13 protein-coding genes are annotated in these 13,939 nt (G+C 41.7%); 3 read left to right on the top strand and 10 right to left on the bottom strand.

Features of this window, described 5'->3' with window-relative positions:
- The first annotated feature begins 13 nt into the window (after window positions 1-13).
- Together J2S07_RS09005 and J2S07_RS09000 are read left to right on the top strand one after the other, a co-directional pair.
- The gene (locus J2S07_RS09005) at window positions 14-151 is read left to right on the top strand and encodes a hypothetical protein (protein WP_307150098.1); all 138 of its coding nucleotides are present in this window, start codon (window positions 14-16) and stop codon (window positions 149-151) included.
- Window positions 152-272: 121 nt separating this feature from the next.
- Window positions 273-1,811, top strand: coding sequence for an FAD-dependent oxidoreductase (locus tag J2S07_RS09000; RefSeq protein WP_307150097.1), 1,539 nt, complete (start codon window positions 273-275; stop codon window positions 1,809-1,811).
- 123 nt (window positions 1,812-1,934) lie between these two features.
- Here the strand turns inward: J2S07_RS09000 and ypzF are convergent, their stop codons facing one another.
- From ypzF to J2S07_RS08950, 10 genes are all read right to left on the bottom strand, one after another.
- The gene (gene ypzF, locus J2S07_RS08995) at window positions 1,935-2,063 is read right to left on the bottom strand and encodes a protein YpzF (protein WP_307150096.1); all 129 of its coding nucleotides are present in this window, start codon (window positions 2,061-2,063) and stop codon (window positions 1,935-1,937) included.
- Window positions 2,064-2,137: 74 nt separating this feature from the next.
- Window positions 2,138-3,280, bottom strand: a complete 1,143-nt coding sequence (locus J2S07_RS08990) for a DEAD/DEAH box helicase (RefSeq protein WP_307150095.1) — start codon at window positions 3,278-3,280, stop codon at window positions 2,138-2,140.
- Between the two features lie 78 nt (window positions 3,281-3,358).
- Window positions 3,359-4,555, bottom strand: a complete 1,197-nt coding sequence (locus J2S07_RS08985; RefSeq protein ID WP_307150094.1) for a Ger(x)C family spore germination protein — start codon at window positions 4,553-4,555, stop codon at window positions 3,359-3,361.
- Window positions 4,552-6,138 (bottom strand): spore germination protein, encoded by a 1,587-nt coding sequence (locus tag J2S07_RS08980; RefSeq protein ID WP_307150093.1) that lies wholly within the window; start codon window positions 6,136-6,138, stop codon window positions 4,552-4,554. Before J2S07_RS08980 ends, J2S07_RS08985 begins: the two co-directional genes overlap by 4 nt.
- Window positions 6,125-7,252: a GerAB/ArcD/ProY family transporter gene (locus J2S07_RS08975; protein WP_307150092.1), complete on the bottom strand. Its 1,128-nt coding sequence runs from the start codon at window positions 7,250-7,252 to the stop codon at window positions 6,125-6,127. The genes J2S07_RS08980 and J2S07_RS08975 overlap by 14 nt, the downstream gene beginning before the upstream one ends.
- Window positions 7,249-7,476: a hypothetical protein gene (locus J2S07_RS08970; protein ID WP_307150091.1), complete on the bottom strand. Its 228-nt coding sequence runs from the start codon at window positions 7,474-7,476 to the stop codon at window positions 7,249-7,251. The genes J2S07_RS08975 and J2S07_RS08970 overlap by 4 nt, the downstream gene beginning before the upstream one ends.
- Before the next feature lie 113 nt (window positions 7,477-7,589).
- A complete protein-coding gene (locus J2S07_RS08965) occupies window positions 7,590-10,103 on the bottom strand; it encodes an EAL domain-containing protein (protein WP_307150090.1) in 2,514 nt (837 codons plus the stop codon).
- Complete coding sequence (locus J2S07_RS08960) at window positions 10,100-11,512, bottom strand: ABC transporter substrate-binding protein (protein ID WP_307150089.1); 1,413 nt, start codon at window positions 11,510-11,512, stop codon at window positions 10,100-10,102. The genes J2S07_RS08965 and J2S07_RS08960 overlap by 4 nt, the downstream gene beginning before the upstream one ends.
- A 197-nt stretch (window positions 11,513-11,709) precedes the next feature.
- Window positions 11,710-12,165, bottom strand: a complete 456-nt coding sequence (locus J2S07_RS08955; RefSeq protein WP_307150088.1) for a threonine/serine exporter family protein — start codon at window positions 12,163-12,165, stop codon at window positions 11,710-11,712.
- A gap of 15 nt (window positions 12,166-12,180) precedes the next feature.
- Window positions 12,181-12,942 carry a threonine/serine exporter family protein gene (locus tag J2S07_RS08950; protein WP_307150087.1) on the bottom strand — a complete coding sequence of 254 codons (762 nt, stop codon included), beginning with the start codon at window positions 12,940-12,942 and terminating at the stop codon, window positions 12,181-12,183.
- Window positions 12,943-13,070: 128 nt separating this feature from the next.
- Here J2S07_RS08950 and J2S07_RS08945 point away from each other — a divergent pair, with 128 nt between their 5' ends.
- On the top strand, window positions 13,071-13,910 hold the full coding sequence (locus J2S07_RS08945) for an HAD family hydrolase (RefSeq protein ID WP_307150086.1): 840 nt from the start codon (window positions 13,071-13,073) through the stop codon (window positions 13,908-13,910).
- The last annotated feature ends 29 nt before the right edge of the window (window positions 13,911-13,939 follow it).

The raw sequence follows: 13,939 nt of genomic DNA, 5'->3' as shown, positions 1-13,939 counted from the left end.
AGGGAGGGAGTTCATGATGCTAGTATGGTCGATAATACTTATTGGATTTATGATTTCCCTAGGGATTGTTGTCGGTATTTATGTTCATGTTCTACAGGTTGCTCTCGATACGGAAGATTCCACCAGAATTGATCCATTACCAAAAAAATAGCTTTGGCTGCCCTATTAGCGGCATTTTTTTTTGATTTTAGGGGGGCTGTCGAGAAATAAAATACATACATTTCACAGAAGTGGAAAAATTAACTACATACATATTTATTTGGAGGTTTGTGATGACGAACAATTACGAAATGCCTCAATTTCCACAATCCTATTGGAGAAATTTTGAATTGCCTATTTTTAATAAAATGACAGAGGACCAATCCTTTGATGTAGCCATTGTCGGTGGTGGAATTACTGGCATAACCACTGGCTATTTATTAGCGAAGGAAGGACTTAAAGTCGTCATTATTGAAGCAGGCAGAATTCTGACCGGAACCACTGGTCATACGACGGCAAAAATCACCGCCCAGCATGATATTATCTATGATGAGTTTATTAGCCATTTTGGTGAAGAAAAGGCAAGAATGTATTACGATGCCAATACGGACGCATTAAATTTTATCCGAAAAATGGTGCAAATCAACCAAATTGATTGTGATTACAGTGATCAGGATGCAATTATTTATGCAGATACAGAACAGGGAGTGAGCAAGGTTGAAAAAGAGGCGAAGGCTTACCAGACGCTTGGCATTACAAGCACGACGATCAATAGTATTCCGTTCGATATTCCCATTCAAACAGGTTTGGTGATGCATAATCAGGCGCAATTCCATCCGCTCAAATATTTGAATCAATTAGTGAAGCTATTTGTCGATGCTGGTGGGACAATCTATGAAAATACGACGGCCGCTGATATTGAAGATGGGGATTCTCCTTGGGTGCTGCTTAGAAATGGAACCAAAATTCATTGTCAGTATATTATTGCCGCCTCCCATTTTCCTTTTTGTGATAAAAAAGGGCTTTTCTTTGCCAGAATATATGTAGAACGTTCCTATATTCTTGGGCTCAAGACGAAAAAAGCCTTCCCAGGTGGCATGTATATTAGTGCCGACACCCCTACTCGCTCCCTGCGCTCCACCCCGATGGACGGCGAAAATCTCGTATTAGTAGCTGGTGAGGGCCATAAAACAGGACAAGGAATCGATACCATCAAGCACTATTTGGCCCTTGAACAATTCGCAGAGGACGTGCTTGGAATTGAAGAATACAAGTATCGCTGGTCCGCACAGGATATGACTACACTAGATAAGGTACCTTTTGTTGGGCCACTAACTGAGAATCAACCGAGAGTACTCGTCGCAACAGGCTATAGAAAATGGGGCATGACGAACGGAACCGCAGCCGCCATTCTCTTAAAGGATCTTGTTCTAGAAAAAGATAATCCTTATCGAGAGCTCTACACACCCTCTCGCTTTCATGCCGATCCCGATGTGAAGAAATTCATAAGTACCAACTTGGATGTAGCAAAGCATCTCATTAAAGGGAAGCTCGAGGTCATCCCGATGCACCCGAGCGAACTAGGGAAGGACGAGGGCTCACCAGTTATGATCAATGGCCAGCGTGCCGGTGCCTATCGCGACCAGGAAGGGAAACTCCATATTGTCGATACGACATGCAAGCATTTGGGCTGTGAGGTGGAATGGAATGACGGAGATCGAACATGGGACTGCCCATGCCACGGCTCCCGCTACTCGATTGATGGAGAAGTCCTCAATGGTCCAGCTGTACGACCGTTAGACCCAATCGAGTGGGAGGAAACAAGCTCATAAGTAAATTCGATTATAACTCACTTAAACTCCTCATAAATTGGTAAAATTGGATTAAATGAATAAAGGTAAATAATATTGCACAAAAAAACTGACTTAGGGGAATCCATAAGTCAGTTTCTTTAGTTAATCAACAATTCTCTTTTGATTCCGCTCGTCCTTTGGTGTAAATTCCACTAATTCTGAGCTTTGTCTTTGTTTTTTCTGATTTTTGTTGCGTTCTGCATTGGCGTTTGCCATTTTGGTACGACCCATCTACCTCATCTCCTTCAAATATGGTCATTGGTAGTATGAGTATTCCTCAATCTCTTCATTCTAGGGAGCAATAATTACCTTCTTTCGTCAGGACTGACGATATCTCCCTTATAGAACACCCTTCGATCCACAGCAATCTCTAGTTCACGACAAAATTTCTTCAGCTCTCTCTCTTCCCGCTCCGTCACCAAAGAAATCACGATGCCGTCTGCTCCAAAACGTCCCGTCCGCCCGGACCTATGGACATATTGCTCGATATCCTTAGGGAAATCAAAATGAACAACATGAGTGACTCCTTGAATATCCAATCCTCTTGCTGCCACATCTGTTGCCAAAAGCATCGGGACTTTTCCTGTTCTAAAATCCTTCAGAGCATTTTTTCTTTTATCCTTATTAAGATCACTATGCAAAACAGCCACCTGTACACCGTTGTATGCTAGCTTTTCAAAAGCCACCGTTAAATTACCAATATCCCTCATGAAGACCAGTGCCTTAACATCTTGAATGCGCGAAACCTTTTCTAAGAGCTTTAGCTTTTCCCTTTGCTCTGCGGCAAAATAAACATGCTCCACTCTACCAGATTGGATCGTCTCATCCTTTTTCACCCGAATCACTTCTGGATCCCGCATGAAAGCCTTCGCTTCCTTTTCGATATAGCCTGATAGGGTTGCAGAAAAAAGGACCACTTGCGTGTCGGCAAGGGCGGAGCGAATAATATTCTGCACAGTCGGAAGATGCTCATGAGTGAGAAGCTGATCTCCCTCATCCAAAACAATGGTTTGAACCTCATGCATCTTAATTTTCTTTTGCTTAATTAGTTCATACATTCTACCGGGTGTACCAGCGATAATATGAGGATTCTTTTTCAGCTTTTCGATTTGTCTCTTTACATTAGCCCCGCCGATAAAGGAGGCAGAGCGAATTCCACTACCTTCACTCCACTTGCCAACCTCCTGCAAAATTTGCATAACCAGCTCTTGTGAGGATGCCAAAATAACAGCTTGAATCGTCTTTTTTCCAGGATCGATCCTATTCAATACAGGCAGTAAATAAGCCAGGGTTTTTCCCGTACCCGTTGGCGACTCTGCCAAGACGTCCTTCCCTTCTAAAATGAAGGGAATGGCGGATGCCTGAACCTGTGTCGGCTGATTGAACCCAGCTTTTTCCCATGCGTTTTTAATAGTATCCTTCATTTTCGTTTGAATCAAATCGCTCATCGTTTTCTCCTTTAGTTTCATCTTTTTCCACTATAGCGAATGACACACAAAAAAGCTAGAATTCCTTTTCTAGCTTTCTTATGGTGCGACTTCTGATAAGAAGCTCTTTGTTCTCGTGCCAGTACGGCGAATGGCCACTTGGGCGTGAACCTCAACATCCGCTCGGGCAAATTCTTTATCCCATTGGTTCCCTATTTCCTTCGCCTTCTGATAATGCTGCCTGTTAAGCTCTTCTCCGAATCCAAAAATGTCAACACCATATTCCTTCTGAACCTTCTTAATGGTTGCTTCCACCATATTTTTGATATGGTTCTCCGCTACTTTTTCGATTTCACTATACGTTTTCATCTTTGTTAAATCCTTCGCACATTGCATACTATTTAGATTGGATTCAGCATGAATCTTCACCTGAAGAACTGGCGTATCCCCTCGATAATTAGTTTTAAGGGTTGTCTTATTCTTCGTGATAAGCAAGTCAAAGAATTTTTCTTCGTTGTCACTGCAGGGAGTTGTTACCATTGTTTGTTTTAAATTTTGGGTCCATAGATAATTCCTTGTATCCTCTAAAGTCAAATACCCGATTAATTTATCCATATCAAATACGGCCATTCCATCCAGCTCAACAGTAGCTTCTGGTTTAATGTTATTATTGCTATCCGTGGATTTTCCTTTCTCTGGACTCCCTTTTATGACTGCAGTACTCGCCACTGGTGCCCGGCCTTTGGAAACGATTGCATTAATAAAATCGGTAAGGCGGATACGAGGGTCGCCACCCCAAGTTTCCACTAGAGATTTAGTTTGCTTTTGAACCTTTAAGGATGGAACTTTTTCGATATTATCATTGACTTGTGTAAATTTCGCTGCTTCATCTCCTTTTGTAATCAAAATATTGAAGTCATTACGAAATTCTGGGGATCGCTCAATTTCATCCAGAAATGGCCCAACCCCTTCTCGCGCAATTTTTTCATTAATATACACAACCCTTGTATGCGAGAATTTTAAAATTCGACTGATTCCAATATTCATTTTAACTGACATTTCTGGAAGTGAATCCCCTTCAAGCGACAAGGACGTTACTGGGGCTCCGGGTTCTGGACTTTGCTTGGAAAATTGCCGTGGATTTACATATCCTACCGTCATCTTATATTTTCTTTCATCCCCGGGATCAATCGCTATCCCTGTCACGATCGCAATATCGTTCATCTCCGTGCTGTCCCAACAGCCCGACAGAAAAACATTCATCGTCATTATCAGCAAAAACAGACATTTCTTCATTTGCTTCCTCCCTTAGCAGGTGGAGGTGATGGACTCTCATTGCCTTTTTCTCTAATCGGAGCTTTCGCAAATAGATACGTAGGACGCTTACGGTTAGCCCAAGCAGGAATCCTGACAAAAATGTCATCCTGGTTTTCAATTGTGAACGGAGCAACTCCAGCTAAATAAGGGACACTAAATGATCTTAAGCTCGCAAGGTGAATCACCATCGCAACCAAGAAAAGCAGCACTCCGTACAATCCGAACACAGCAGCAAAAATAATTAGTACAAATCTCAGCAATCTTGTCGAAATCGAGAAATTATATATAGGTGAAACAAAGCTTGCTATGGCGGTGAATGCGACAATAATGACTAATACATTTGACACCAGACCTGCTTCAACAGCTGCCTGTCCAATGACCAATGCGCCCACGATTGAGACGGTCTGTCCCACTGCCCGCGGCATGCGGACCCCAGCCTCCCGCATGATCTCAAAGGTTAGCTCCATTACAAAAATCTCGATAACAGCTGGAAAGGGGACTCCCTCTCTTTGTGCTTGTATACTCAATAACAATAGCGTTGGTAGCAGCTCCTGATGAAAAGTAGAAAGAGCCACATATAATGACGGCAGGATTAAAGCAATCATAAACGATATATAACGGACGATACGTATAAAGCTCGACATGAGATATGGCTGATAGTAGTCCTCAGGGGACTGAAAAAAATCTGTCAGCACACTCGGTACGGTCAAAACAAAGGGGCTTCCGTCTACAAAGATCGCTACCTTTCCTTCCATTAAATCCCCACAAACCGTGTCCGGTCTTTCCGTATTAAAAACAAGCGGAAATGGGGTAACAATCTTATCTGTGATGAATTCCTCAATATTTCCCGAATCCAAGACGCCCCCTATGTCAATTTTTTGGATTCGCATTCGAACTTCATCCAGAATATCATGATTTGTGATATCCCCAATATAGCCAATTGCTACCGTTGTCTTCGTATCCCTTCCTACATGGAAGCTTTCAAATGCCAAATGTGGATTCTTTAATCTTCTTCGAACCAAGCTCAAATTTGTTTCAATACCTTCGATAAAGCCCTCCTTTGGGCCGCGAATAATCGTTTGTGTGCTTGGTTCGGCAATGGAACGATGCTCAATATTGCCAATCTGCACAGACAGCGCCTTTCCTTCTCCATCCACCATGATGACGGCAAAGCCATTTAATATTTGCCAAACCACTTTGTGAAAAGTATCGGCATATTCAAAGGACAAGGTTGGGAAATATACATTACGAAGCGTGTCCAAATTGGGCTTGGGTCCTAAATTGGCGGCATATTGAGCAGCATTTAACACTTTATCTGTTAGATCGTCCATATTTAACATCGTCTGTAGGTAGCAAACGCATGCATCCTTTTCTCCAAGCTTGATTGATTCCATTTTGAAATCAAAGCTTTTGTTAAAGAGTTGACCGATTTGCTGTTTATTTTGTTCAAGATTTCTAAAGTATTGATTAGGAAGATCCTCTAGCTGAAATAGCTCTTCTGCCGTTAAATTTCCTTTATCTTTGTTTTTTCTTCGATAAAACAAGAAATCAAACAGACCCATGTTTGTCCGTTCCCCTTTGTTGTTTTTTTACCTTCCAAATGAAAAGAGGTGTAATGGAGATTGGAATAAGATACTGAAATGGGACATGCATATAATGAGGGATGAACTTAAGCCCCTCCTCAATATGTTCTGCGTAATTAGCCGAAATTTGAACGGAACCATAGCAGATAATGGCGGCGATTGGAAATACAAAGTAGCGATAAGGAAGATTTATGATATGCTCAAGCCCCTTCAACCCAGCATAGAAGAACACACTGACCTTTGTGATAATCCCAAACATAACGATAAATACAACGATCAAATCTACTCGCTCGATGAATTGCAATAGGGAAATCTCTCTGGCAGCAGAAAGGAATGGGAACACCGTTCGTTCGAGCTGCTTTGGACCGAGTGTCACAATGGCAATAAACCTCTGATACATAATAATGAAACCGCTCATAAGAACCGCAATGATACTGACCTTTCGCGCTTTGTCAAAATGCGTAACAGCTGGAATAATCACCAAAAAGGCGACCAATTCTCCGAAAGGAAAAGTGAGCAATTTCGGGAAGATATGTTTCATAATCGGCCCAAACCCCTCTGCCAATACGGGTTGCAGATTCTCAAACTCCATTTCACCTGACAAAAGAATGGCGATACCAATCAGAAGGATAAAGCTAAAGACATAGGGGAGAAACACTTCAGCTGTCCTACCGAATACCTCCAGACCCAAATAGAGCATATAGCAGATGACCATCATCATCGTAATCATGACAACCTCAATCGGTGTAGTTTCAAAAATCACGGTTGTGATCAACTCACCAAAGTCTCTTAGTACCCTTGAGGCAATATAGACAAAGTAAAGAACATACAAAAAGCTAATGACCTTACCGAACCATTTCCCAAAGCAAAATGTAAAAATTTCAAAGATATTTTTCCCCGGCAGTTTTTTGAGTAAAAACATATAAAAGCTAATAAGACATATGCCAATTCCTGTAGCAATCGCAACAGCTAACCATGCATCCTGTTTTGACTCATTTCCAACACCGACAACGGCAACACTACCGATTTCAAAAATAAAAATCAAAACAGCTAGCTGCCAGAGGGATATTTTTTCAACGAGGTTTTTGCTCATGACTCTTTAGACCTTTTATTTTTGTGGATGCGGAAGTCCACAATCAACGCCAAGATAAACCCAACTACTAATGCGAAGTCCACATAAATTTCATTTGTCCCCTGATCCTCAGCAAATAGCTTGTAAATACTGATGAAAAATGACTGTTTGTACAAAAACACATCAATGCCTGAAATGAGGAATAATATCCCCGCGAAAGTAACAAGAAATGTTATGGTCACCATGAACTATCATCCTACCTTTTCATTCCATATTTTCCACAGTTTTTGCATGATTATGTAAAAAATAGTTCTATACGCAAAAAAGACTCATTTCCATACAGAAATAAGTCTTTTTTTCATCCAATTTTCCAATTCTTCACGTCTTCGATAAGCTCTCTATATTTCCCCTCGATTTCTTCTGCACTTAAAGGCCTGCTGAAAAAGTAGCCTTGAACCTCCTCACATTTTTGCTTTTGAAGGTAGGTTGCCTGTTTTTCCGTTTCTACCCCTTCAGCTGTAACAGATAATTGAAGATTCTTTGCCATATTAATAATCGTGGCAACGAGAATGGCATGATTCTCATTCACCGTTATATTTTGAACAAATGATTGATCAATTTTCAGACGGTCGATTGGCAGCTGTTGAAGATAATGCAGTGAGCTATAGCCTGTCCCAAAATCATCAATGCTAATTTTTACACCGAGTTTTTTTAGTTTAGCTAGTATTTCAATACTTCTCTCCAGATCAATCGTCATGCTTTCTGTAATTTCTAGCTCCAACAAATGTGGGGGTAGTCCAGTTTCCTTCAAGATCGACTCCACAGACTGAACCAAATTGGACTGCAGGAATTGTCTTGTCGATAGATTCACGGCAATCGGAACCTCTGGTAGCCCTGCTTGACGCCAAGCAACCATCTGCCTAGCTGCCTCCTTCATAACAAAGGCGCCAATAGGCACAATCAAACCTGTCTCCTCTGCAACTGGAATAAAGGTTCCTGGGGAAACCAACCCTCTCGTTGAATTCTTCCATCTTACTAATGCTTCAAATCCTGATAGGGTCCCTTCGACGATATTAATCTTTGGCTGATAATGGACAATAAATTCCCCTTTCTGAAGCGCCTTCCTTAAGTCGTTCTCCAGAGCCAACTTTTCATATGAAGGATCAGAGGTCAAAGGTGCATAGATCGCAAAGTTATTCTTTCCTTGATCCTTAACCCGATACATCGCTGTATCAGCCCGTTTTATAAGCGTATCAGCATCCTTGCCATCTGCTGGGTACATCGAGATTCCGATACTTCCTGTGATATGTAGCTCGTAATCCTTAACACGAAGAGGTCGATTAAATAGAGACAGAATCGTTTTGGCACAGTCTATTGCTTCCCCTTCATAGCTAATATCTGGAATAAGGATGATAAATTCATCCCCACCCAATCTTGAAATCAGATATTTATAGCTCAAGTTTCCAATAAGGAGCTGACTAGTAGCCTTTAGCACCATATCTCCGACCTCGTGCCCCAACGTATCATTAATATTTTTGAATCGGTCTAGATCGAGAAAAAGAATGGCAAATTTCTTGTTAGGATCTTCCTCACTATGGCGTATTACCTCATCAATCCGTTCTCTGAGCAACCGGCTATTTGCTAACCCTGTTAAATGGTCATAATAGGCTGCTCTTCGCAGTGACATGTAGAGGGATGCTCGGTCCAGTGCCATGGCAATTTGATGGGCAAACATCATGATTTCTTCCTCATGTATCCGGTCAAAAAAATTCGGGCTCACACTTCCCAAATTCAAGGACCCAAGTACTTTATCCTTGGTAATGAGAGGAGCCATCATCGTTGTGGCAATTCCTTCCTTCAAAAGAACCTGTTCTTGCGGGTAAATCCCCTCCTCGGTCGTGTGGTTTCTTATCATAAGCTGCCTATTTTCTATCATCAAATGGATCGGGGTATCAGCAAGAGGAATGATTTCCTCCTTTAAAAATTGCTGATTGACCAAGGAGACGATTAGAATTTCCTCTTCATTATCTTCTTCCCAAAGGGCAATGGATATTTTATCTGCTGGGATGTATTGTAGAATTTCCTTCAAGGAGACGCGAATGACTTCTTTTTTGCTCGGGTTGTTTTCCATTACCGACCGAGCGATATTACTCAAAGCTTCTAAAATGCTAACTTTATCTGATAGACTTTTAGTCGCAATATTTATTTCGTTGACAAGCTGATCCTCAAAATTCTCAATGGTTCTTGACATATGATTAAAAGAAGTGACAAGCTCATTAATCTCCGTTAATTGCTCTTCAGGTACTGTAACATTTCGGTTCCCTTTCGTTACCTGTTTTGTGGCCTCTACGACTTTTTTTAAAGGCAGGGTCAACTTCCCGCTTATCCAAAAAGAGAGTAATAGAGAGATAACAGAAATAATGATAGAGGTGATCACCGTTGTACGAAGAACATGCTCCTTTTGTTCTTCCACCTTAATCGTGTTAACAGCGATTTCAATCTCCCCTACTTCTTTCTGGAAATAGAAGATTGGTACCGTTGTGACCATTACTTTCTTCGGATCATCGAGAGTTTCTCCCTTTTGATTGATGACACGTCCTTCCACATTACGAATCTTCACATATTTTACATCGGGTTGATCGATCAGAGAGTAGGCAAGGGGACTTATTTCTGCGTAATTCTCCTTTAACATAGACAGCCCGATAGCTGAACCAAGTGTATTCGCCATAGAAATGGCTTCATTCTTTAAAGACTCCTCTAATTGACTGCTCTCCTTCCATAAATAAAAGGAGCTTATACACAATACTGCGGTCAAAATTAGGATATTCATCGTTAGCCAGAAGCGAAAGGCGATGCTATTAAACCATTTCATCGGTTGCTAACCTCCTCAAGCTTGGCTAGCCATTTTTGATAATAGATTTTTTGTTGTTCCCGTCCATAGCTTTCCGTGATTCGATTCCATTCTATTGCTGTTTGATCGAGTGCTTCTTGGGCGGTCAATTGACCAATCAGAGCGAGGCCAATCTTTTCATCCAAGGCTTGCATATACTCCCAACCGCCTGGAAGCATTAAATCTGCATTCGTATGAGCTAGACTCTCTTCTAGAACCGATAGAAATTTTTCCTGAACCTCTTCGTTTGGAAATGCCCCCTTCCCTTTTAAGGACAGGTGGCTTTCTCGATAGGGATCATTGATGGTTTGTAAGGAGGTGACCAATTTCGAGCTAACGTCCTTTGAGGTCAAATATTGAATGACCTTCCAAGCCTCTTCCTGTTTTGCCGTCTCGCTTGAAATACCTAATACTCTTCCGATCCAAACACCCCCTCTAGGCGAATTCGGATCGTCCCCAGGTACAACCGTCCAATCTACCTTGTTAGCAATTTGGGAATCCCATTTTCCTTCATCAAAGGAAAACCGTGATGTATCACCCCACTGAACGACCATAGCTACTTTCCCCTGCAGGAACACATTATTTAAATCAATCCAATCATACATGGCATTAGGTGGGGTAGCTCCGCTATTCCGCAGATCAATCCAGCTTTGAAGGGATTCCACGCCTAGCTTGGATTGAATCTGAGGATTCATATTTTCATCAAAATACTTGCCACCCATGGACAGATATCTTTCCGCAAACCAAATATACCTTTTAGCATCTCCGGTAAATGTGGCTGTTCCATAAATATCTATCTTTCCATCTCCATCCTCATCCCTCGTCAGGAATTTTGCAATTTTGTCGTACTCTTCCCACGTTTTAGGTGGAAGTAAAGGAGTTCCGAATTGCTCTTCATATTCCTTGCTGTATTTTTCAAATATATCTGTTCGATAGAATAAGAAATGGGCATCTCCATCATAGACAACGCCGTAATCATGGTCATTGTAATGCATATACATGTTTCGATAAATCGGAATAATCTCTTCATAGGATGGATCACTTTGAATATATGGATCTAACGGGAGAAGCATATCCCTTTCTACATATTGAGGGATTTTTCCTGGAAAAAGAATATACAGATCGTATGTCTCCTTGCTCGCAAAAAGGAAATCCTCGACATTATCATTCATCCGGTTCGGAAAATAGTATTCTAGTTGAATGCCAAACTTTTTCTGAATATTGTCCTCCTCCATTCTGAAGGCAGCCAGCGCTTCTTCAGAATCAGCAATGACCTTTAACGTCGTGAGATTTTGTGACTCCTTCTCCACCTTTTTAACTGGTTCATCCTTTTCGCAGCCTGTGACAAAAATAAATAATAATAGAACCACAGCATATACGTGCTTTATCATTGCTATCACCCATTTGATAGAATAAATACTTAACCATATTATAATCCTTGTTATTTCAACAATCCTCCTATCTAGTAAAAATGTCACAATAATTACGAAAATTGGGAGACCGTAAATAATCGGATGGCAATTCCTTCATTTCACTCTCGCCGGCTTGCCAACATAAAGAAGGACTCACCCTTTGAAAGAGCAAGTCCTTATAGTCTTGATTTGGAATAGATTTTCGGCGGCTGCTTTGCCTTTCGCACCAGTTGGTTAATGACCTCTGAGAAGACGAGTCCAAGTGCAATCGCTCCTGAGATTAAGCCTGCTTTTGCCGCTAGGCTGAGCGCGAAGCTATAGTCATTTTCGACAAAGTTCCTCATTGCATCATAGGCCAAGCCTCCAGGGACAAGTGGGATGATGCCAGCAACATTAAAAATAATAATCGGTGTTTTGTATACTCTTGCAAAAATATGACAAATGATGCCGACCACAAACGAAGCAATAAGGGATGCTGGAACCACATCATAGCCAAATGTCGTCATCATCACATAGATAAACCAACCGGACATCCCGACAATCCCACATTTTATTAAAGAGCTCTTTTGTGCGTTAAAAATAATGACGAATGCCGCTGTTGCAATAAAACTTGTGATCAGTTGTTCAATCATTATGGAATATCTCCCCTACATAAAAGTTAAGACAATGGCGACCCCAGAACCAATGGCAAAAGCCGTTAACAACGCTTCCGCCCCTTTAGAAAGACCGGAAACTAAATGTCCTGCCATCAAATCTCTTATAGCATTGGTAAGCACAAGGCCGGGAACTAACGGCATTACGGAACCGATGATTATTTTATCTACCTGAACCCCCCAGCCAAACTCGACAGCTAGGACGGCAATTATCGCAATGATTAAGGAAGCAACAAACTCTGAGAAAAATTTAATCGGAACGAGACGCTGTGCATAAATAAAGCCCAACAATCCTGTCCCCCCTGCAACAAGGGCTGCTGGGAAATCAAACCAGGTCCCCTTGAACATAATTAAGAAGCAGCCACTGGCCGCTGCTGCAGCGAGCACCTGGATCACAGTTGGATAACCCGCCTTTGATTCCTCAATTTCTTTTAAGGCGTAATAGGCCTCATCAAGTGTGAGCTCGCCTTTGCTGATTCTTCTAGAAATACTATTCACATAAGTAACCTTTTGCAAATCTGTCGTTCGCTCTGTAATTCGGAAAAGCTTTGTTTTTGTTGGCTGATCACTTTCGATTGAAAAAATAATTCCTGTCGGAGTCACATAGCTATGCGATTCCTTCGCACCATATGCAGAGGCGATTCGCATCATCGTATCCTCCACCCGATAGGTTTCTGCCCCACTTTGGAGCATGATCTTTCCAGCAAGCACGCAAACTTCCATGATGTCATATGTATTTTTCTGCTGAATAGTCATTTTTTCTCCCCTCAAATTTACTCAAATATGTACTATCATAATATCATTGGAGGGTTAATACAATTTCTAATCCTAAAATTTGTAGCTCGAGGGTGAAATTCGGTAGACTAGGAAAGAGGTGAGGAGAGATGGATTTCTCAAACATTAAAGTGATTGTATTTGATTTGGACGGAACATTATATGAAGATATGCACCATTTTGATTATCAGGCAGCACGGTTGAGGGAGCGGCTCCCTAAGGAGAAGCAACCACTTTTCGACCAGGATTACATCGCAATCAAGCATGGCAAGCACCCATTGAAAATCGGACGAGTATTTGATTGTTTCAAGGATTTAATACTCGTCCAGTTCGATAACCGAGTGAAAGAAGCCTATGATTGGAACGGAAACAGATTATCCGAGGAGGAAATTCACGAGCTCTATCCTGTACCGATTGAACTGAATTTCACGACCATGTTAAGTGTTGGCGATCCTTGGTGGACATCCATTTCGGTTGCTGCTCACTACGGACTTGATAGCAGGAGCAGCTATGATGCCTTTCTCGAGACACGGGAATTCATGATGGGACCTGAGTTTGAGATGGAACCGATTAATGGATTTAAGGAGACTCTCGAGGACATTCATGGACGAGTAAAGCTCGCTCTCTTAACGAACAGCCCTGAACCAGACAGTGAGGCTATTTTGTCCAAGCTTGGTTTAGATCAAATGTTTGACCTGAAAATATTTAATGGTCAAAAGCCCAATAGGACCGAGGAACGATTCGCAACCTTTAAGGAGCAATTTGGCGTGGAGTATCATGAAATTTTGAGTGTCGGTGACAACTGGATTAATGAAATCCACCCTGTTCAAGGGCTTGGCTGTGCAACCATATTTATCGATCCGTACGATTTGGGCTTAACTGCCGACCTGGTTGTCCGAAGAATGGGAGAAGCGATGCCTTTGCTGCGTAAAGTAGGAACCCCCTTTTAATAGGGGGATCCTGTTTGGATTAAACAAAT

Source organism: Anoxybacillus andreesenii (assembly GCF_030813005.1).
Lineage (GTDB): Bacteria > Bacillota > Bacilli > Bacillales > Cytobacillaceae > Robertmurraya > Robertmurraya andreesenii.
The sequence above is the reverse complement of the archived record's forward strand: the minus strand, read 5'-3'. Positions and strand labels throughout refer to the sequence as shown.